The organism is Lactobacillus sp. PV012, assembly GCF_014522325.1.
In the GTDB taxonomy this organism is placed as follows: Bacteria; Bacillota; Bacilli; order Lactobacillales; family Lactobacillaceae; genus Lactobacillus.
Map to the genome: position 1 here is coordinate 887,341 of NZ_CP041983.1, position 21,410 is coordinate 908,750.

Below are 21,410 nucleotides of genomic sequence, written 5' to 3' on the forward strand. Positions count from 1 at the left end.
TTATTCTTCATCCTCATAAAAACTAGTATAGTATTCCTCGATCGTTTTACCCTGCTGCCTAATATCCTCTGCTGAAATTTGTGCTGCTATTTGATGATCCTTGATAATGACCACTTCATCCAATAGATTTCTAATTTCATTTACAAAATGATCAGAAATAATTAAGGTACTATCTTCATCTTTCCACAATAAAATCGAATTAATTATTTTCTTTCTCGTCATTGGATCAATTCCCGAAAATGGCTCATCTAATAGATAAAGTTTTGCATGGCGACTTAAAGTTAGAGCAATATTCAGCTTTTCTTGCATCCCTTTTGAAAGTTGCCCTAATTTCATTTCATCATTTAACTTCATGAACTTCTTTAATTCTTCAAATTGTTCTTGATCAAAATCTGAAAATAATCTTTCATAAAATTCTTTTATCCACTTAATACTCGTGCCATTTCCAAGTCCCTTCAAAGAATCTGACATTGATACAAGGGCTTTTCTATTTTCTGACTTTGTCTCACCTTCTACTTGAATTTGGCCTTTGTAATTATTAGCTAAACCAGCTATTAGACGCATCAAGGTCGTTTTACCTGCACCATTTTCTCCCAAGAGTGCAACAATCTTTCCACTGGTAATATTTAAATCTATCTTACTCAAAATTGTTTTTAGATTTTTATGGTAAGTTAAGTTTTCAATTTGTAGCATTTCTTTATTTTTCATCATTTTTAATGTAATTTCTCAAAACTTCTTCTGCTTCTTGCTTATCTAAGCCTAACTGGCGACAGCTTTCCAAAAATTCTTTTATTGTATCTTTCACTAGCTCCATACACTTTTTTTCAATTAACCTCTTATCGGTTGTCACAAAAGACCCGAGTCCTCTTTTAACTTCTAAAATACCTTCACGATTCATTTCAGCCAAAGCACGCTGCACTGTATTTACATTTACGGTCAATTCAACTGCTAACTGCCGTACTGAAGGAATCTTCTCACCTGCCTTGATATTTCCCAAGGCTATTTGACGGTACAAGTATTTTTCAATTTGTAAATAAATTGGTACATTATCTTGGAATTCCATTATCTCTCCTTTTAAGTGTAATATTAAACTATTACACTGATATATTACCAAAAGTCAAAATATTAAACAACCCACTAAATTAATTGTTTCACAGTACACTAACTCCTCATTACCAATTTTTAGTTATTGGTTATTATTCCTGTTGTAGCAGTACTTTACTGGGAATGGCAAAAAATTAATACTATCGGTGTAAAACTCAATTTGTTATCTTATTCTAAAATATTTACCCAATTTTCTTAAAAATATACTATTATATTAAATAAAAAAATAGCCTATTTTTTTGATTTTTAGCAAAAAAGTTTCACAGCTCTTTACTAAGCAGCGATGTAGTAAGATAAAAAGACCTAAAAGTATTAAACTTCTAGGTCTTAAATGATTATTTTAGGAAATGTTTACCGTATTTCATTAATTAGGACTTCTTCTTTACGCCAAAATTCTATCTTATTTTACATCTACATCTGTATCCCACTTAGGAGTTACGATGTAATCAAAATCATCATCGTCAGAGCTCCATTTAATTACTCTGGAATCTGAATTTGCACCATAAGTATTAAAATCTGCTAGTTGGTCAATTAACCCTTTGATAGGTTTAGATTTTACTGTCTTACCATCAACCACAGTGGTTAAATAGAATTCTCCATCTTCATCTGGATCATATTTCTTATGAGAAGAAGAGGAGCTTTCATCATTACCCCCACGAAAATATGTTCTAATGGTTTCACCATTCTTATCCAATGTACCTTCTTTTTCATGGATACCATTAAAATAAATCTTACTATAAGCTGGTCCTTTTATTTTTACACTATATGTTTTTACATCCAGGAATACTGGATCGTTATTAACTATATCGACAGTCTTGTTAGTTTCTTGTTTCTGTTTATTATAGACAGTTATATCATACATTCCTGCTAAAAGATTTACCTGTTTCTTGCCATTAGATTTTATTTTTCCCATATTAGTCCCATTGATATAAAGTAAATCATTGTCATCATCTGTATTAATTACAGGACTATAGGTTCTAACTTTTAATGAATATTTAGGGAAAATCATAAAATAATTTCCATTTCTCACTAATTGAAGAGTTTCTTTAGAATTTGGTTGTTTTAAAGAATTAACTAGGTAATCTTTTAAACTCTTTTTATCACTTTTGTTAAGATATTCATAAGATGTTTGCAAAGGCTTTAAAGTTTCTGGAGTAATTTTAACAGTCGAATTATCAGTAATAACATAGTTTTTTAATTTAGGAGAATTAGTAGTAAGAGCATTTACAATTCTAGAAGCCTGACTATCCTGACTATAATATTTGGTGCCAGCAAATCCTAGAGCTGCCACAATTACTAATATTCCAATGTAAATTAAATATTTTATTTTTTTCTTTTTTGATTTTAAGGGTTTAGGATTGGGAGCTGTTGGGGAATTTTGAGAATTGTTGGTAACTTGACCACAATTTCCACAAACTTTATCAGTAGGTTTTAGGGGATGGCCACAATTTGTACAAAATTTTTTCATTTTTATTTTTATAATCCTCTCTAATCATCAACTTCTTCAGGTGTTGTAGGGAAGCCACTAACTTTAACTTTTATTGGAGTTAGATCCACATTATATTTAGATAATAATTTTGTATCTCCATCTAACATTACCTCTACTTTTTCACCATTAATTAATTCTTGGGTAGTTGGAGAATAGGTCACATAATATTTTGAACCAGTAAAAATATTTTCCGTTGCGTAATTATAATTTTTCTCTGGGATACAACTATCCATCCAAGCTTGCCAATCTTTCCAAACTTGGGCTGCCTTTTTATCTTTTTCTACTAGTCCTAACCAATCCTGATATTCATAGACTACTTCCTCTGAAACATCTCTATATCTTTTTCCTAAGTTAACATGGTTAAAAAATCCACTAGTAGCTGCTACATTTTGGAGTAGTTTGGGATGACTTTTAAAATACTTATAACTCTCCGACTTTCCATCTCCATTTTTATACATAATTGAAAATATATTATTCACTATAGACACTGTTGACTCAATTGAAACTCTTTTTACTGGAGCTTTTGTAAACGTTCCATCCTCAGTGTTATAGGTTACACGCTTATATTTATAATATCCAAAGGTTATATTCTCTTTATAAAAGGGACTATTAGGGTTATATTTGGGAGAATTATGCAGATGAATCCCAATTATTACAAGAATTGCTACAATAATACCACCAGTAATTAAGATTATTTTATTATGATTTGTTCTTCTTCCTTTAGAAAAAGAAGAAGGAGCTTTTAAATTGTTATCTTCCATTTTTCACCAAACAAAAGACGGCTGAGTTGTTGACTCATCCGTCTTTATTACTTTCTAAACCAGATATACTACTTAATTACGAGACTTGTCGCACGAATCCAGTAGCTTTTACCGTAGACTTTGTAATAAGTTTTACCCTTAATTGTTTTCTTTTGATTTAATTTATAAGTATGGTGTCCGTAAACCTTAGTTCGAGTAGTCTTTCCAGTTGAAGTGTAAGTGGTAACCTTGGCATTCTTTCTGCCTCTAACGTAGCCTTTTAAGTTAACCTTCTTTACTGAAGAAGCTGAGGTATTGTTTTCAACTTTAATTGGGACGACAATTGAGGCGGCGTTCTCATTACCACGCCCTTCATATCCTAAATCCATTTTATCTCCACTAACAATATGTGGTTCTGGTGCCCCATTATCACCTGTATCCCATACATATAATGACCATTCTTTGCCTACATAATTTCCCCAATTCCCTTGTTGTAATAATCTGCTATAGTGAGAGCCATTTTTCACATTAAAAGTTAGCACAGCACTATAACTTTTTCCTTTTCTTAAGGGAGTATTTACACTTAGAGCTTCTGTGTAGTCTGGATCACCATTATCCATATTCGCATAAACTGACATTCCCAACATTTTTGTTACTTTACTTACATTAGAAGTAACATCGCTAACTGGACGTAGAGCAAGAGAACCAACTGTTTCCCCATTTTTAGCAACAAGATATGGAGTCTTTTTCTTAAGCCATAAGGTTGCAGTTTGATCATCATCGTCTGCGGCTTGAACAATGTTTGGATGAATGCTGTTTGCCACAACACCAGTTAAAGGAGTTACTCCTAATAATGCAGCTACAACCAATCCTAAGTATTTCTTCTTCATGTCTTTTGTCTCTCCTATATTAATATAATTTTTTCAAATTCTACTTTACTATTAAAAATCACATCTGTCTTGAAATCTTCCATATTGATATAATACAAGCGTTATTTAAAATTACTTCTACTTATCATTAATTTTTTAAACAAAAAGGTTGATTCCAACTAATAATTGCAATCAACCTAATAAACTAGAGACACTAACTTATCTTCTATAATGCTTCAAAGCAGCTGACTTACTTTTATAATAAGTCTGCATAGCACTCGCATCCCTTAAACTTTGGTGATTAGATGAAAGGTTTAGAGGATAAATTCGTCCACCAATGTAGTAAAAAGTCAAAGTATTTCCTTTACTACTAATTAAAACTTTACTTGGAATTGAAAGTGAGGTAGCTCTATATGCCTTAGAAGAATACTTGTATACTCGAGCATTTACTCCATCTAATTTAATTCTAGTACTATTAATCTTATAGGCATGAACTTTCTTTCTAGATGTTGCTAAATACCAAGTACCTCTAAATCTTTTGGGAACAGTTGTTGTTTTTAAGACACTAGCTTGAGCAGATTTCACATTAACTTTATCTGAAACTCCGACTACGCCAATAAAAACTAATAATGCAATCCCTAATAACTTTAAGCGTTTCATTTTGTATCTCCTATATTAATATAATTTTTTTCAAATTCTACTTTACTCCCAAAAATTACATCTGTCTTGAAATCTTCTATATTGAAATAATACATTTGTTATAAAATTAAAACTCGATAAATTTTACTTCAACTTAAATAATTCTTTTGCTTCGTTAATTTAAGCCATAAATCAATTTTATTTAACGTGTTACCTCTAATTATTTACGTGATAATTTTCTAGACAATTGTCTATTAGTAGTATTAAGGGCTTCATTCATACCATCTAATTTTCTATTCGTATTTCCCAGTTGTCTATTTGTTTCATCTACCTTAGAAGTAAGCGATGTATTTACTGCTACATTTGCTGCTATGCCACTTTGAATAGTTCTCTTAATTCTTTTAGCATTCGCATTAATAGACGAAGTGATATTATCAGCACTATTTTTCATATCGGTATCTATAACATTAACACCCTGCTTAATATCCTTTAGTTCTTCCTTAATATTTTCAATCCCATTACGAATTTCTTGATGTTGCTCAATAATTATCTCTAATTTATCTGATACGTTTCGAAAACCTTTTTCAACAGTATTTCTCATTAAAGTACTATTACGTTCAATATCTTGACGTAATGCTAAATTTTCTTCTGCTCGTCCCCAACGATCCTCAGCAAGCCGAACAGCATCCCCCGCAGTTAGTGCTTGCTCAGTACGAACAAGTTCATATAACTCTGCATAATATTTTAAATTACCAAACCGCTTTGCTGGAACATCAATAAACAAATCTTCTTTCGATTTAAGTAACTTTCTGAATTTTTTTGCTTGCTTTAAGTAATAAGTACATTGATCTTTCAGATACTCATAATTTTTAATTTTAATCTTATTTTGCCCAATTATAGCCGGAAGTTCTTTTACTGCTCTCTCTGCCCCAGCTCTACGCCTTTTATTTTCCTCTATTCTCTCATTTCGGCTAGTAACTTGTATCTGATACTCTTCATATTTTTTCTGTGCAGCAATCTTTTCTCTATACTCAGATATAGCTAGTTCATAGTTTTTTATCTTTTGATTGTATTCAGCCATCTTTTGATTATACTCACGCTTAGGCACCGTTTTTCTAAATATAATAATAATACCAATAATAACGATCAATCCTACAATACATCCAATATTCTCTGCTTTACCAGAAGCCAAGAAATTAAACAAAGTTTGATCATTTTTAGAAGGATTTTTCATTATTGATAATGCTATAATTTTGCTTTGAATTATCTTAGATAGTCCATAAGCCCATAAAACTAAAGGTATAAAGATTAATAGAGCATACTCCCACCACTTCCACTTGTGCATAGGTTTATAATCAGGTTTCTTCAATTTACGAAGCTCATCTTGTTTTTTCTTTAATTGTTGTCTATATTCCAGGATTTTTATAGTAGTATTATTCGGTGTTTCGTCGCTTAGAACTGGCTGAGTTTTTTCTATTTTGGGAACAGATACTGCTTTAAATTTTCCTGAATTGTTTTTAGCGTTTGTTAGGTCTATTTTATTACCACTCATAACTTTTTGAAAAAAATTAATTTCAGAATTTATATCCCTGATTTTATTATGTAAATCTATAATATTCTGGTTATTTTTCTCTGTTTCTTTAATTACAAGATATGTTTGCTTAATTTTATAGAGTAACGCTTGCTTTTTGTCATTCATTTTTCTATCCACCATTTTACTAAAAGTAATCCAATTAATTATTAAACTTAAATAATACTTTTAACTCTTAACTTCCATTTTATCTACTAAATTCTTCACTTCATCGCTATCTTTAACTTGCTGAATTTCTTTAGCACTTAAGGTTGCAAAGGGAGTTACATGGCGCGTTGCAGAATCTTTTGAAGATTGCTCGTAACAATAAACAGTTGATCCATCTGAACTTATCCGATATTCAAGAATTTCTCCACCATTTTGCCCGTCACTGGTAAACATATAACTTACTCCCGTTCCAGGCTCAGAATAATTTTCATTTTCTGCGCTTGCTTGAATTACATTGACTTCAAGACTATCTTGAGTTGCAAAACTCTTCCAGCCTTCACTTTTTTTTCCACCTAGTAATAAAACAGAAGAAGCTAATGTTTTAGGACCAATGTTTGCTACAGTTGCTCCATCACCGTCATCTTCATTATTATCAGATGCCGCATCTTCTTGATTACTACTGCTACCAGCATTAATACTTTGTGCACTATCAGAACTTGTTACTGAAGAAGAGTTTTTTGTTTCCATCACTGCCGAGTTATTTGAATTATCCATATTTTGATAAACTAGATATCCACCTTCGGCTAAAAGTGCTACCACACCAATTCCAATAAACCATTTATAAGCAGAATGATTTTTCTTACTAGCTTGCTTAGCTGGTTGCCTCATAGATCCCCTATTTTTAGTAGATTGATTAATTTGCTCTACTGGAGTAAGGGGTGTCCCACAATTTCCACACACCTTATCAGTATTCTTAACTGGATGACCACAATTTGAACAAAATTTATTCATTAATATCCCTCATTTTTACATTCAATAATCCTTACTTTATCATTAAAGTTTATTTTCGTCTTAAAATCTTCCACATTGAAATAATCCGCCTGTTATATCTACTACCTACAAATAAAGGATAAGCCGATTTTATTACTAGCTTATCCTTTATTATCCTTATTTATTTGTAACTAATTTTCGCCGGTCAGTTCTCTCTTTGATTTTTTAACAATCATAATTCTACTAGTTTAGTAGATGGAGTAGCCATCATAGGGGTGCGCATAAATCCAATTTATATGTTCTACATCCATTTGCGTTACAACAAATTGTGAATTTAACATTTTTTCAGACACGTAATTTTCATCTTCATCTTCTCCATATTCCTCTAATCCATGGAACGCAGAGATATCATTTGTGCCATAAGTTTTATAAATATCCTCGAAAAAGGCATCATTATAACCAATACCGATAATTTGTCCTAATTGACTCGCTATTTCATTAATTTTTCTTTGCTTGGACATATTTTTAGTAAGTACACAAATATTTGCAACATCATCATTTAAACGAGCTTGACCTTTTTTCTTCTTGTGAACTTGACCGTTACCATCCCAATACTTAATATGTCTTGATTTTATTAGTTTTTTATCTGTAACTTCAATTAATTCCGATCCAGTCCAAGATTTATTTCCATCATATTCTTCAGAATAAGGATCATCACAAATCACAATATTAGCATACTTTTTTGAAGTTGAACGAAACTTGGCATGTTTCATTGAATTAACAAGATTAAATTTAAAACCTGGCTTCCACATTTTAATTGCCGCCTTTACTTCTGGCAACAAAGACTTATCCTTTACGTAGATATTTGCTGAACGTTTTTTTAAATTACGATGCGCCATTCCTTCATAGGGATATAAATATTTCTTACTAATATAATTAATATACATATTCCAATTATCTGGATTCTCTCCACGTTGCCAATCTTCATATCCCGGAACTTTACTTTTATTATACACATCATTGTATAAATCAACCTTTGCTTTTATATGTTTTGGAGTATCATCTTCCCAAGGATGGAAATTAGTAAAATAAAGAGACTGAATAGAATGGACTTGGTGATCCCATGCTCGATCCCATGGCAGAGTTGTACCTACATTATTAGCTGCTTGTACCTTTTGAAGTACCCCGATTGGATGCACAATTGATATACCACCTAAAAGTAACCCCATTCCTACTAAAGTTGATAAAAATTTCTTCATGTCTTTTGTCTCTCCTACTATTAATATAATTTTTTCATGTTCTACTTTACGCCCAAAAATTACATCTGTCTCAAAATCTTCTACATCGAAATAATACAAGCGTTATCTAATCAATTGTAAAAATTCTTTCTTTAAACCAGCTATCGATACTTGATTCTCAATCCACTTTACTGTCTTAAAATCCCTTTTTCTTTTAGCTACTAGATATTGAACGGCTAATTTTTGAAGAAAAATATTTGGGGTAGTTTTCAATGAATCCAAAACCTCTATTCCATATTCCTTTAAAGAAGACCTTTTATTCGCTTTACTTAACAAAAAAGCTACTACGATATCAGCAATCAGCCTTACAGTAGAATTTGCTACATCTTTTTCATCATATTTATAGAATATTTTTTCAACTATTACTGCGAAATTATCATTTGGATACAATTTTAAGCTGACTAGTAAACACCACAAAAAGTTATCATCGTAGTCTTTTAACTTAAAAAGTAATTTTTTAACGTTTTCATTTTCTGTAAGTTTCTCACCTTTTAATGATCGAATCATTTCTTTTATTAATAAATTAAGTAACCTGCTTTTCACTTCTAAATTATTAAAAAGAATACTTAAGCTTGCGACATCTTTATTTAAGAAGTAATAGAGTGCTTGATCTTGATAATAACGAACGGTTTTTTCAACAGTAGAATATTCTCCTAGAAATTTCATCTTTGTAATATGATTATTATCTAAAATATTTATTAAATCTTCCGCAAATATTGTCGTATCTTCACGCTCAATTCTTGAGAGAGCCGATACACTAATTGTATTCTTCCCCACTAGGTTGCTTTGAGTAAGTCCTAAAGTTCGTCTAAGTAATAATAGTTTTCTTGAAATTAACATTCTTATCTTTGTCTATCCTCATTATTTAACTCAGGTAACTCTTTACTGATTTTTTCATAGCCATTGAAAGTTAAAAGTTCTTTAATCGTACTAATTTTCTTAGTATTTTTCTCAAAGAGTGCATGATAATATTGCGCACACAACTTTTCAATAGCTAAAATTGGATATGGGGGCAATCTTTCAATAAATTTAATCACTTTTTTACCCTCAGCTACCCAACTATTAACATAGCAATGATGTAAATACCTAATAGCTAAATCTGCTACTTCAGCTTTTTTATCAATCTTATTTTCTTCAGCTTCTTTAAATAAAAGCTCCATTAAATCCCAACTATCTTTTTGGGGTAAGGTAAGCAGACTAGTTTCTAAAACATCAAGAGTTGTTTTATCAATTTCTGGATTATTAATTTCAAAAAAGTCTTCTAAAGAAATTCCATTTCTATTCAGCATTGTTAATAAAGCATCTATTTTAACTTTACTAATATCCCGCTCAACTTTAGAATAATAAGATTCAGTCATCACTCCTTCTGACATCTCTGTTTGTGTTAATCCTAAAAAAAGTCGAACCGTTTTTAAACGTTCTCCAATTCTCATTTCTCTCATCCCTTCTACACTTCTATAATAGTGATTTACCAATAAAAGTCAGAAAATCTTCTATATCGAAAATTATTTGAGGGAAAATAACGTTTTATTAAATTAAATTATCTATAATTTAATAAACTACTTTATTTCTTGAATACTAGCATCTAAATTTTGCTATAATAATCAATTATGGAAATTCGAGTATTAAGATATTTTTTGGCAGTTTGTGAAGAAAAAAATTTTTCCCGTGCAGCAAAGAAATTATTAATTTCACAGCCTGCTCTTTCAAAACAAATTAAAGATTTAGAAACAGAATTAGGAGTTAAGTTATTTATTAGAGATCATCAGTTAAAACTGACTCCTGAAGCTTATTTTTTACGTCAAAAGGCTCAAGATATCGTCAATTTAAGTGATCTTACTGCACAAACTCTCAAAAAAGATAAAATAATTAGTGGAGTTTTACGTATTGGTGCAGGAGAAAGTCCTGAATTGGGAAATTTAATGAAAATTTTAGGCGAACTAGGTAAAAATAAAAATGTTCAAATTATGATGGAAGATGGAAATGCCGATCAAATCGAAGCTAAAATAGAAAATGGGCTCCTTGATTTTGGGGTAGTGATGGGTAATCGCCAATTAAGTAATTTTAATACTATTGTTTTACCTCAAAAAAATGAATTTGTTGCTTATTTTAAAGATAATTTACCTCTTGCAAAAAAGGTTGCTCTCACTTCAGAGGATTTGATTAACTATCCTTTAGGAATAATCAGTCAACGAATGGTTAATGATAAATTTAAAGTCTGGGCACAAGAAAACTTCGATAAATTAGATTTTTATGCGTTATCTAACTTAGCTTACAATTCTATTTTAATGGCTTATGAAACAAATACGGTCGTTATTACTTACAAAGGTTTACCCGCTATTAAAGATCCTCACTTTATTTATCGTCCACTCTCACCAAGAGTTTTTGATTTAAATACTCTAATTTGGAAGAAAAATATTCAATTAACTTCTTTAAACAGCAAATTTTTGGAAAAGCTTAAAGACTCTTTGCACTAAATTTAATCAAAAACAGACTATCCGTTTTAGAATAGTCTGCCTTTATTACAAATCTGAATTTTTATCTTTCAAGATGACTCAACCTATAGATTCTTTTTAAAGAATGACTCTAATTTATCAAAAGGAATTTTGTCCATTTGGTCATATAAATCTACATGTGTTGCATCAGGAACCACTATTAATTCCTTCTGAGTTCTTAAACGATCATATGCTTCTTGTGCCATATAACGTGAATGCGCCTTTTCTCCAGTAACAATCAAAGCTGGAGCAGTAATTTTCTCAATTTTTTGTTGCAAAGGAAAGTTGTAATAACTCACAGGAGTAGTTGCATCCCAGGCTGAATTAGAATTAATTGAACGTGGATGAAAAGCTCTTACTTTGTAATACTCAAAAAATTGAGTAGTTACTGGATCTGCTCCATTCGGTAAGGTACTCCCAAATAATTTAGGTGCATAAATTGGATTATTATCTTCATCAAATGGTAATTCATGTAGACCAGTAATTTGCTCTCCTTGATCTACTTCTTTCCATCTCATTTCTGCCAAATATTCTTTTTCTTTTTTCTGTTGTTCAGCTGTTTTTGTATTATTAAGACCTTTCCACATTGAATCAGCCATATCATACATTACACTTGTGGCAACTGCTTTAAGGCGTATATCAATTGAAGCGGCTGTTAAAACATGTGAACCCAACCCACAAATACCAATGGCACCAATCCGCTCTCTGTCAACAAAATTTTGTTTTCCGAGAAAATCTACTGCTGCACTAAAATCTTCTACGAAAATATCACTACTTGCGACATCCCGTCTTTTACCAGAACTTTCCCCAGTCATTGATTGATCAAAAGCTACTGTTACAAAGCCTCTTTCTGCTAAAGTTTGAGCGTAAAGACCACTGGCCTGTTCTTTAACTGCTCCAAAGGGACCAGAGATAGCAATTGCGGCATGTTTTTTACTATCATCAAAATTTGAAGGTATATATAAGTGACCCGCTAAGGTAAAGCCATATCTATTTTCAAAGTGAACATTTTGAACATCAATTTTAGGATTTATTTTGAAAACTCGCGTATCATTAGCTAATTTACTCATAAATTTCCACCCTTTCTTTTAATAAAATTATAAACTAAATTATTAATCAAAGATAATACTTATTAGTTAGTAACTCCAATAACTTTTTGCTATGAAAAAACATCCCTCTCACAAGGGATGTTTTATCTTACTTCCATAAAAAATTAATTAAATATTTATCTACTTCTTTATTCTCATGCAATTTACTATGTTGAGCATTTTTTCCAGTTATTTCAATTTCTTTATATGATTTAGCTCGCCCATTAATTAAATATTTATATGATTGCGCCGAGGCTACTGAAACAGAGCCATCTGATTTCGAACCATCTTTTTTATCACCGTAAATATTTAAAACCTGGCTATTTTTAGGATAAGTCTTTCTCAAAGAAAGTAAATTTTTAAAACTTTCTGCGTACTCATCCGGCTCACCTGTTTGCTTATTTTTTATTTTTGCTTTCCGGCCTACTTCTTCACCTAAATAACCATTATAATGGCCGGCAATTGAAACTACTTTATTAATTTGTGGGAGGTTCTTGTTATTGTAATTATCTTTAATATAATTAGCAATCATCAAATTTCCCATTGAATGTCCTACTAAATTAATCTTTTGGTAGTGATATTTTTGCTCAAAAGCTACAATTACATCCTTAACATAGCTAACATTACCACTCCTATTATCTTCTAAATTTACTTCTACGATTGGATTTTTGGTACTTTTTGCCATTGTCTTGTTAAAACTCACTTTACCGTCAGCACTAACATTAGCTCGAATTACCGTATGAGTTACATCAGCTTTTAAAGCTGCATTAGTCATTTGGTGTTCAGCATTTGCACTAGAACCATAGCCATGAAAAAAGAAGGTAGGAATACTACTAGTATTTGTTAAGGTTAACTTTTGCTTAACATTCGGCTTAGCTCCAGTATTTTTACCGCATCCTGTAATTACTAATAGGAGGATTGCCAAGGATAAAATTAAACTAAATTTCTTCTTCATAATTACTCCTTTTCTCTCCCTAAAATGGAAGGTCATCATGATTAGAATGATCATACTTTTCTACAATTGCTTCTCGAATTAAAGGTACACAAGTGAATACGTCTTTTTGGGTTTCTGGATAAAGTTCCAATAAAGTTAATAAATAATCAAAAAATAGTTGAGCAAAATTCTGTGCACTTTCATCTTGAAGCAAATGGGAACCGCCAAAGATTTTAAAGTCAAGCTCAGCTATCAGCGGAAACTGGGTAGCAGCTAATACTCCTTCAATTCCATCACTTCTTTTATAAGTTAAAGGATCTTTCTCCTCTTCTCTAATAAACTTATTAAGAGCTATTACTTTTTTGGGAGCATCCTCAAAAGTAATCCATTTTTCTGGATTAAATTCTTTAGTCGGTTTAAAACTTTTCATTAAACCCTCTAAATAGTCTAAACTCCGATTCGCAAAATCTAAAGGAAAATAGAAACGATCTATTTGATCAGCACTTACTACTAAAGCCTCAAACATATCAAAAAGTTTTGCTACTAATTGACCTTTTTGATAGGTCGTTGCTAAATAATTTGTTCCTGGTGTTTGCACAAATAAAGTAATCCATGTTCTCTCAAAGTCGGCTGCTTGTTTTTGCGCAGTTTGCAAAAATAATTCTTGCCGCTTCAGCTCTTGAAAAGTTTGTTGAAAGCCACTATCACCTCGAGGTACTTTATAAGCAATAATATTTTCACCTTTAGGCGTAGTAAAGATATTTAATAATTTAGCTTTAGAAAATTTATTATTAAAATTATTGACGTTAGCCACTGAAATTCCTTTCTAAACTCTGAAATACATGCGAATAAGTATAACCTAATTTATAAACTTGAGCAATTGAAAAATATTTTTAAATGAATTTAAATATTTTTCAAAAAATTCTTCCATTAAAAAATTCTCGTGTTATAATCATTATTGATATGTATCATCATTCTTAGATACATATCATCTCCTAATCTTGCATTAGTAAGATATTTGGAAGTTTAATATTTTAACTTTTTTTATAAAATTAGCTACTATCTCTAATTTTATAATATCATCTCTTTTCTTTAAATGTTAATTTAATTAACATTCAACATTATACTTTGTTTTAATTAAATGCACCTTCTCTAATTCTTCAACTGAAGGTGTATTTTTTTGTACAAAAAAGGTGAAATTCATTTTATTTAGCAGAATTTCACCTTTTATTTCATTATTTAACTTTTACATTCCAATAGTAAACGACATTACCATATGGAGATAATTGGAAGTTCTTAACGTTAGACTTTAATAAGTAAGAAGTTGCAGATTGATATAATGGAACTGCAAAAGCATCCTTCTTAATTAATTGATTTTCAGCCTTAATTAGAGATTGAAGTCTCATCTTCGGATTAGTGGCATATTTTGAGCGTGCATTATCAATTTCATTCCAGAAATTATCATTGTGATAATCAGGAGCTAAGTTAAACAGACCACCAACAGTTAAGAAATCAATTGGATCTTCATAACTTGGTTGCCAAGTACCATAAACCATATCATAATTATGATTTGTAGTATTAGCCAGACGTGACTTAAGTGGCATTGAGCGTACTTTTACAGTCAAGCCTGGGAGATTTTCCATTAAATTACTTTGTAAAAATTCTCCAACTGCCTTAGAATCTGTAATATCTGAAGTTAGCAATTCAATTGTAATCTTTTTACCAAGATCTTTTTGGGCTAACTTCCATTCTTTACGTGCTGCTGCAACATTATAAGTTACTACATCCCCAGCATCTTTTCGGTAATCATTACCAGTTGCTTGGTCTGTAATAAAGTCTGAAGCAACAATACCATTAGAAACTTTGCCGGCAAATAATACATCATTTACTAATTGCTTCTTATTAATTGCTTGACTGATGGCACGACGTACATGCACATTACCTGATACTTTACGCTTTAAGTTAAAACTCATATACCCATTAGTTGGAGTAATCTTTGAATGATACTCATCATTATTACGATATTGTTTTACATAAGCAGAAGAAAGTGGAGTATAAGAAATTTCATTAGATTTAAACATATTAATTCCAGTTGACGTTTCCTTAACAACTTGGTAATTTACCTTACTTAAATTAACAATCTTTTTATTCCAGTAAGTTTTATTTTTATTTAAAGACCACTTCAAGTTAGATCCGGTCCATCCCTTAACTACAAATGGACCATTGTAAGCCATTTTGTCACTACTTGTACCATACTTTGAGCCATATTTTTTTACTAAATTGGTATCTTGTGGGTAAAATTGTGCTCCTTCCAAAATTTGAGGAAGATAAGGAATTGGATTTTCTAAAGTAACTTGTAATTTATATTTTCCAATCGCCTTAACACCCAGTTTACTTGGAGATTGCTTTCCTTGTGCAATTGCATCACCATTTTTAATAATCGCATAACTATCTGCATCCAAAGATTGACTCTTCGGATCAACAGTTCTTTGCCAACCTGTTACATAGTCTTGAGCAACAACAGGATCACCATTTGACCATTTTGCATTTTTTCTTAAAGAAAATGTGTAAACTTTTTGATCTTTTGAACGACTAACAGCAGTCGCTCCAGCTAGCTGAGGTTTATTATTTTTATCAAAGCGATAAAGTCCTTCAACAGTATTTTGTAAAATTTCTGAACTTGTAGTATCACCATACTTACTTGAATCCAAGGTCGAGATTTCATTCGGAGTTGAAGTATTCAAACTCGCAGTATCCGAACTAGTCGCATTTTTATTTCCACATGCTGCTAAGAGTGCTCCAGTAGTTAGTGTAACTAATCCAGCAGCAAAAACTTTTAATTTAGACATTTTACTATCCCTTTCCTACACAAAAGGCGAGTTAAATTCCAACATCCAGAATCTAACTCGCCTTATTAATATCCTAATTAAAAATAAATTTTAAAGAGTTAAGTTAAAATGGATGCACGTCAAATAAGTTACTATTTTCACAGCAACACATATCCATATTAACTTGGTTCAACTTAAAATAAACCATTGTTTTCTCCTTAAATACTTATTATTTATAAGCAATAATACCTATCTTTAATATAAATGTCAATAATTCTTTTAAATAAATTATTTCTTTTTATCAACTAAAATTAATCTTCTGGGTTCTTTTTAACATTGCCAAATAAAGAATGTTAATTATTGCAATCACAACTGCTCCAAACCAAATTGTTTTCAAATAGAAAAAATTTTGTAGATAAGAAGAGACAATTGCACCAAGGGCAAATGCAATAACTAACCATAAATAGTTTTTTGCAGCACTATATTTTCCTTTATCTGCACCAAAAAAGTAAGCTGACCAAGCAACTGCAGAATTACTTAAATTTCCTGTGGTGAAGGCATTACTATAATTCATTCCTTCAATTTTACTAAAAGAAGCATTTTGAAGCGCCATACAGAAAGAAGTAGCCGGTACAATATAATAATTAGGAAAACTAGCCGGTAAAAAGCCTACAATAATACAAATCAATAAAATTGGAAATAGGCAAAAAACTCGCCAATAATTGCTTTTTACATATTTATGAAATAACCCTACCATTAATAATCCAATACTAAAAGCTACAAAAGTACTTCCTCTCGTCAGCATCCCTTTAACATTTTCTGTTACTACAGATTCACCAAAAAAAATTACATTTGCAGTTTGCTCAGCTGAAAGGGTATGACCTCTTTGAATATATGTATAAGCATCTACAAATCCTCCTGAAAAGGTCAGAGCAGTTGCTAAAATACGGGATTGAGATGGAACTTTTTCCGTGAAAAGTCCTTTTATTTTTTTGATTACTTTCACCCTTTATTCCCGCTTTCTTTACAAGTTTAATTTCTTTTTTCTTTTTAGCAAGAGAAAGTATCCCATATTAATTAAGGCTAATAAAATCGCCCCATACCAAATTGTCTTTAGTCCATAGCTTTTTTGTAAAAAAGCTGACACCATTGCCCCAATTGCAAAAGAAATTACTAACCACATATAATTTTGCGCAGCCGTGTATTGACTTTTATCTTCTCCAAAAAAATATGCAGACCAAGCTACCATTGATTTCTTTAGGTTTCCTGTTGTAAAAACGTTATTATAACCCATTCCTTCAATTTTACTAAAAGAAGCATTTTGAATTGCCATACAAAAAGCAATTGCCGGCACAATAATATAATTAGGAAAACTAGCTGGCAAAAAACCCACAATGATACAAATCAATAAAATTGGAAACAGACAAAAAACTCGCCAATAATTACTTTTTACATATTTATGGAATAATCCTACAATCATCAAGCCAATTGTAAAAGCAATAAATGTGCTCGCTCTTGTAACCATTCCACTAACATTTCCTCGGGCTAATGAATGGGCAAAAAAGATAACATTACCTGTTTGGCCAGCTGACAGAGTATGACCTCTTTGAATATAAGTATAAGCGTCTACAAATCCTCCTGAAAAAGTAAGCGCACTGGCTAGTAAACGCGATTCAGAAGGAATATGATCATTAATTAATCTTTTAAAACTCACTTGTACACCTTTTCATATAAAAAGGCGGTCTCCCGCCTTAATCTTCGATAGAAATTGTCTCAATAATTACATCTTCTACTGGCTTATCAGTACTGTCTTTTTTAACTTTAGCAATTTTATCAACAACCTCCATCCCTTCAATTACCTGGCCAAAGACTGTGTGTCGCCCATCAAGCCAAGGAGTTCCACCTTGCTTATACGCCTTGATAATTTCCTTAGGATAGCCCGCTCCATCTAATTCTCTGATGAAACGCTTAGGCATATTCTTATTTTGAACAATGAAAAATTGACTACCATTTGTGTTAGGACCTGAGTTTGCCATTGAAAGTGCACCACGCAAATTGAACACTTCTTTAGAAAATTCATCCTCGAAGGGATGACCCCAGATACTTTCTCCTCCAGTACCATCCCCTTCAGGATCTCCACCTTGAATCATAAAATCATTTATTACCCGATGAAAAGTAGTACCATCGTAATAACCCTTTTTAGATAAACGAACAAAATTTTCAACTGTCATTGGAGCTTGTTTTTCAAATAGCTTAATTTTAATTTGTCCTTGATTAGTATCAAGAGTTGCTACTGGACCACTTACTTTTTCTAAATTTAATTGTGGATAGCTCATATTAAACACTTCCCTTTTCTTTATCTTCTCTAATCATTATACAATTTTTAGAGAAATCATGTGAAAAAGAATCTATGCTGCACTTAAATTTGTTACTCTAACCACATCTCGTTCAATCATTAACTCTTCATTAGTTGGAATAATTAGTGCTTTAATTTTAGATTCTGGTTTACTAATTATTCCTTCTTTATTTAGCTCATTTGCTTTAAGGTCTGGTACAAGTCCAAAAATTTTCAGTCCCTCCATTACACTCTGCCGGACTCCACTGTCATGTTCACCAATCCCTGCTGTGAAGATTATCGCATCTGCACCAGCCATTTCAGTTATATAAGCTCCTACATAGCGCAAAATTCTATTTTTAAATATATTTCGCGCTAAAAGTGCTTGTCGGTTATTTAGATTATGTTTTATATCTCTCATATCCTTAGATAACTCTGAAATACCTAACAAACCAGATTTGGTTTCCAAAATATCAATCATTTTCTTCATTGGTATCTTTTCTTTTTCCATTACATATTCTAGCAAAGAAGGATCTACATCTCCTGAACGTGAACTCATTGTAATACCAGCAACAGGACTAAAACCCATTGAAGTATCATATGACTTTCCATTTTTAACTGCAGTAATAGATGCTCCAGAACCTAGATGGCAAACAATTAACTTTAAATCTGCTAAATTTTTATGCATTAATTGAGCGGCTCGCTGAGAAACATAACGAATTGAAGTACCATGAGCTCCATACTTACGAACTCCATATTTTTTATACCATTTATAGGGAACTGAATATAAATAGTGAATTGGATCAAGTGTTTGATGAAATGAAGTATCAAATACTCCTACTTCTGGAACACCTGGTAAAAGATCCATGAATTTTTTTACAACCTGACCTTCAATCCTATTATGAAGAGGAGCATACTCACCTAAATCAAAAATTTCTTGTAGATTATCTTGAGTAATTAAAGTTGAATCTTGAAAAGACTCTCCTCCTGCTACAATACGGTGGCCAATTCCTATAATTTCATTTAAATTATTAATAATTTTATATTTTTTTAGAGCACTAATTAATAATTCAACTGCAGCTTCTTGGGTGGGGATTTCTACGTTTTGAACATATTTTTGCTTATTTCTTCCTGTAAGCGTAAAAGATGCATCAGTCATTCCAATTCTATCTGCCATCCCCTCTGCTAATACTTCTTCATCTTTTAAAGCAAATAATTTAAACTTAAAAGACGAACTTCCAGTATTAATTGCTAAAACACTTTTCATAAACTTCCTCCTAACCTATGTAAATTAAAAATCAGAAACCATTTAATAATCTAGTTTCTGATTTTAATGAATTTTCTTTATTGATTACTCACCTACTTTTTTCACATGATACTTTTCAGCAAAATAACTAAATGGTTTCAAATCTTGAGCTTGGTATTTCTGAACAAACTCTGGATCATCTAAAGTATTCAATTCAGTTGAATATGGCATCTTATGAGTATATTTAACATCGATCAGCATAGGACCTGACATCTTTTTCCATTCTTTTACTGCTTGTTCAAATTCTTCCTTTGTTCTTACAGTCACACCTTTTACATTCATCCCTTCAGCAACTTTGGCCCAATCATTATCCGGAAGAATAACTCCAGACAAAGGTTGATGAGATTCATCAGTTTGTTCTGCTTCAATAAATCCTAATGTTTCATTTGTGAAAACAACGTTTAAGATATGGAGATTGTACCGTGCCATAGTTAAAAGCTCTTGATTCATCATTGCAAATCCACCATCACCAGCCAACTGCCATACTTCACGCTCAGGATAAGTTAAAGCTCCTGCTATCGCAGCTGGGGCAGCATAGCCCATAGTTCCATGGAGACCTGAAGTAGTCCATTTTTGGTCACCATGCATTTTTAAGTTACGAAGATGATCAATGTTTACATTCCCTACATCAATTGCAAAGACAGCATCATCAGCAGCTTGCTTACTAATCACATCCCAAATTGGTTCACGACGAACTGGCCTTTCCTTAGAATCTTTAAAGCTATCAACCCATTCATCCCAATTGTTACGATCAGCTAAAGCTGCTTTAAATAGCGGAGACTCACTACGCTCTTCTCCATTATCAATCAAAGCTCTCAAAGACTTTTTTGAATCAGCTAGTAAAGATACATCGACTGAGTGTCTTTTACCAAATCTAGCTGGATTAGTATCGATTTGAATAACTTTAGCTTTCTTATCAAACCAAGCAGCTGAGAACGGAGAATTATTTCCAACCCAAATTACTAAATCAGCATATTTTTGAACTTCATTAGGTGCTTTTGTACCTGCACGTCCAATAGTACCAATATAAGTTGGATAGTCATCCTCAATGATTCCTTTGCCAAGGTAAGAGGAAAGAAGAGGCATTTTAAACTTTTCAGCAAACTCCTTTAATTCTTTTCCTGCTTTCTTTGCTCCATTCCCAAAATAAACAACAGGATTTTTAGCTTCTTTAATAAGTTTAAGAGCTTGAGTGACTGATTCAGAAGTAGGTTCCGGATAATTTGCTTGAGGATAAGCTTCTTTATTCACCCTAAAATTATCCTCTATCTTCTCCCATCCTAAATCTTTTGAAACAATTAATACAGCCGGTCCTTTTTTAGCATAAGCTTGACGAATTGCTTCATCCATCAAAATTGGTAGTTGTTGTGCCGTTTTTGGTTGAGCTGACCAAACTGCTGCATTAGTAAACCATTTGTCTTCATCAAATGCTTGGAAAAAATCTACATCTTGATGATCTGTTGCTACATTAGCAATGATTGTTACCATTGGAGATTTATCATATTTTGCATCATACAACCCATTAAACATATGGGCTGCTCCTGGACCAGCGGAAGCAAATGCTACCCCTAGCTTACCAGTTAATTTATATTCTGCTGAAGCAGCTAAACTACCTGCCTCTTCATGACGAACTTCAATAAATTTGATTTTATCCTTCCAATTATGAATTGCATTCATCGTCGAGTCAAACGAGCCACCTGGCAAACCATAAATATGATCAATATCCCAATCATACAATACTTTTAACATTGCATCTGAACCACTAATTTTACTCAT

General features: G+C 31.9%; 20 protein-coding genes and 1 pseudogene. 1 reads left to right on the forward strand and 20 read right to left on the reverse strand.

Annotated features, from left to right (window positions below):
• From FP433_RS04410 to FP433_RS04460, 11 genes are all read right to left on the reverse strand, one after another.
• Nucleotides 1-711 (reverse strand): ABC transporter ATP-binding protein, encoded by a 711-nt coding sequence (locus tag FP433_RS04410; protein ID WP_265486506.1) that lies wholly within the window; start codon nucleotides 709-711, stop codon nucleotides 1-3.
• Complete coding sequence (locus FP433_RS04415; protein WP_265486507.1) at nucleotides 698-1,063, reverse strand: GntR family transcriptional regulator; 366 nt, start codon at nucleotides 1,061-1,063, stop codon at nucleotides 698-700. Before FP433_RS04415 ends, FP433_RS04410 begins: the two co-directional genes overlap by 14 nt.
• 441 nt (nucleotides 1,064-1,504) lie before the next feature.
• Nucleotides 1,505-2,572 carry a zinc-ribbon domain-containing protein gene (locus FP433_RS04420; protein WP_265486508.1) on the reverse strand — a complete coding sequence of 356 codons (1,068 nt, stop codon included), beginning with the start codon at nucleotides 2,570-2,572 and terminating at the stop codon, nucleotides 1,505-1,507.
• Nucleotides 2,573-2,592: 20 nt separating this feature from the next.
• Nucleotides 2,593-3,354, reverse strand: coding sequence for a hypothetical protein (locus FP433_RS04425; protein WP_265484463.1), 762 nt, complete (start codon nucleotides 3,352-3,354; stop codon nucleotides 2,593-2,595).
• Nucleotides 3,355-3,422: 68 nt separating this feature from the next.
• Complete coding sequence (locus tag FP433_RS04430) at nucleotides 3,423-4,223, reverse strand: hypothetical protein (RefSeq protein ID WP_265484462.1); 801 nt, start codon at nucleotides 4,221-4,223, stop codon at nucleotides 3,423-3,425.
• 198 nt (nucleotides 4,224-4,421) lie between these two features.
• Complete coding sequence (locus tag FP433_RS04435) at nucleotides 4,422-4,862, reverse strand: hypothetical protein (protein WP_265484461.1); 441 nt, start codon at nucleotides 4,860-4,862, stop codon at nucleotides 4,422-4,424.
• 199 nt (nucleotides 4,863-5,061) lie between these two features.
• Nucleotides 5,062-6,540: a hypothetical protein gene (locus FP433_RS04440; RefSeq protein WP_265484460.1), complete on the reverse strand. Its 1,479-nt coding sequence runs from the start codon at nucleotides 6,538-6,540 to the stop codon at nucleotides 5,062-5,064.
• A gap of 60 nt (nucleotides 6,541-6,600) precedes the next feature.
• Nucleotides 6,601-7,371, reverse strand: coding sequence for a zinc ribbon domain-containing protein (locus tag FP433_RS04445; RefSeq protein WP_265484459.1), 771 nt, complete (start codon nucleotides 7,369-7,371; stop codon nucleotides 6,601-6,603).
• A gap of 227 nt (nucleotides 7,372-7,598) precedes the next feature.
• The gene (locus tag FP433_RS04450; protein WP_265484458.1) at nucleotides 7,599-8,609 is read right to left on the reverse strand and encodes a hypothetical protein; all 1,011 of its coding nucleotides are present in this window, start codon (nucleotides 8,607-8,609) and stop codon (nucleotides 7,599-7,601) included.
• Nucleotides 8,610-8,711: 102 nt separating this feature from the next.
• Nucleotides 8,712-9,488 (reverse strand): hypothetical protein, encoded by a 777-nt coding sequence (locus FP433_RS04455; protein ID WP_265484457.1) that lies wholly within the window; start codon nucleotides 9,486-9,488, stop codon nucleotides 8,712-8,714.
• 2 nt (nucleotides 9,489-9,490) lie between these two features.
• A complete protein-coding gene (locus FP433_RS04460) occupies nucleotides 9,491-10,090 on the reverse strand; it encodes a helix-turn-helix domain-containing protein (protein ID WP_265484456.1) in 600 nt (199 codons plus the stop codon).
• A 168-nt stretch (nucleotides 10,091-10,258) separates the two neighbouring features.
• Here FP433_RS04460 and FP433_RS04470 point away from each other — a divergent pair, with 168 nt between their 5' ends.
• Nucleotides 10,259-11,125, forward strand: coding sequence for a LysR family transcriptional regulator (locus FP433_RS04470; protein WP_322555903.1), 867 nt, complete (start codon nucleotides 10,259-10,261; stop codon nucleotides 11,123-11,125).
• An 83-nt stretch (nucleotides 11,126-11,208) separates the two neighbouring features.
• Here FP433_RS04470 and FP433_RS04475 read toward each other — a convergent pair whose 3' ends face one another.
• The 9 genes and pseudogenes from FP433_RS04475 to spxB all read right to left on the reverse strand — a co-directional run.
• Nucleotides 11,209-12,213, reverse strand: coding sequence for an alpha/beta hydrolase (locus tag FP433_RS04475; RefSeq protein WP_265484455.1), 1,005 nt, complete (start codon nucleotides 12,211-12,213; stop codon nucleotides 11,209-11,211).
• Nucleotides 12,214-12,340: 127 nt separating this feature from the next.
• Nucleotides 12,341-13,186 carry an alpha/beta hydrolase gene (locus FP433_RS04480; RefSeq protein ID WP_265484454.1) on the reverse strand — a complete coding sequence of 282 codons (846 nt, stop codon included), beginning with the start codon at nucleotides 13,184-13,186 and terminating at the stop codon, nucleotides 12,341-12,343.
• Between the two features lie 19 nt (nucleotides 13,187-13,205).
• Nucleotides 13,206-13,979 carry a hypothetical protein gene (locus FP433_RS04485; RefSeq protein ID WP_265484453.1) on the reverse strand — a complete coding sequence of 258 codons (774 nt, stop codon included), beginning with the start codon at nucleotides 13,977-13,979 and terminating at the stop codon, nucleotides 13,206-13,208.
• Between the two features lie 421 nt (nucleotides 13,980-14,400).
• Nucleotides 14,401-16,014, reverse strand: coding sequence for a peptide ABC transporter substrate-binding protein (locus FP433_RS04490; RefSeq protein ID WP_265484452.1), 1,614 nt, complete (start codon nucleotides 16,012-16,014; stop codon nucleotides 14,401-14,403).
• Between the two features lie 280 nt (nucleotides 16,015-16,294).
• Nucleotides 16,295-16,999, reverse strand: coding sequence for a YoaK family protein (locus FP433_RS04495; RefSeq protein ID WP_265486509.1), 705 nt, complete (start codon nucleotides 16,997-16,999; stop codon nucleotides 16,295-16,297).
• A gap of 18 nt (nucleotides 17,000-17,017) precedes the next feature.
• On the reverse strand, nucleotides 17,018-17,707 hold the full coding sequence (locus FP433_RS04500) for a YoaK family protein (RefSeq protein WP_265484450.1): 690 nt from the start codon (nucleotides 17,705-17,707) through the stop codon (nucleotides 17,018-17,020).
• 37 nt (nucleotides 17,708-17,744) lie between these two features.
• Nucleotides 17,745-18,329, reverse strand: coding sequence for a peptidylprolyl isomerase (locus tag FP433_RS04505; RefSeq protein ID WP_265484449.1), 585 nt, complete (start codon nucleotides 18,327-18,329; stop codon nucleotides 17,745-17,747).
• A 72-nt stretch (nucleotides 18,330-18,401) separates the two neighbouring features.
• On the reverse strand, nucleotides 18,402-19,595 hold the full coding sequence (locus FP433_RS04510; RefSeq protein ID WP_265484448.1) for an acetate/propionate family kinase: 1,194 nt from the start codon (nucleotides 19,593-19,595) through the stop codon (nucleotides 18,402-18,404).
• 108 nt (nucleotides 19,596-19,703) lie between these two features.
• A pseudogene (gene spxB / locus FP433_RS04515) lies at nucleotides 19,704-21,410 on the reverse strand (pyruvate oxidase); the annotation flags it as partial.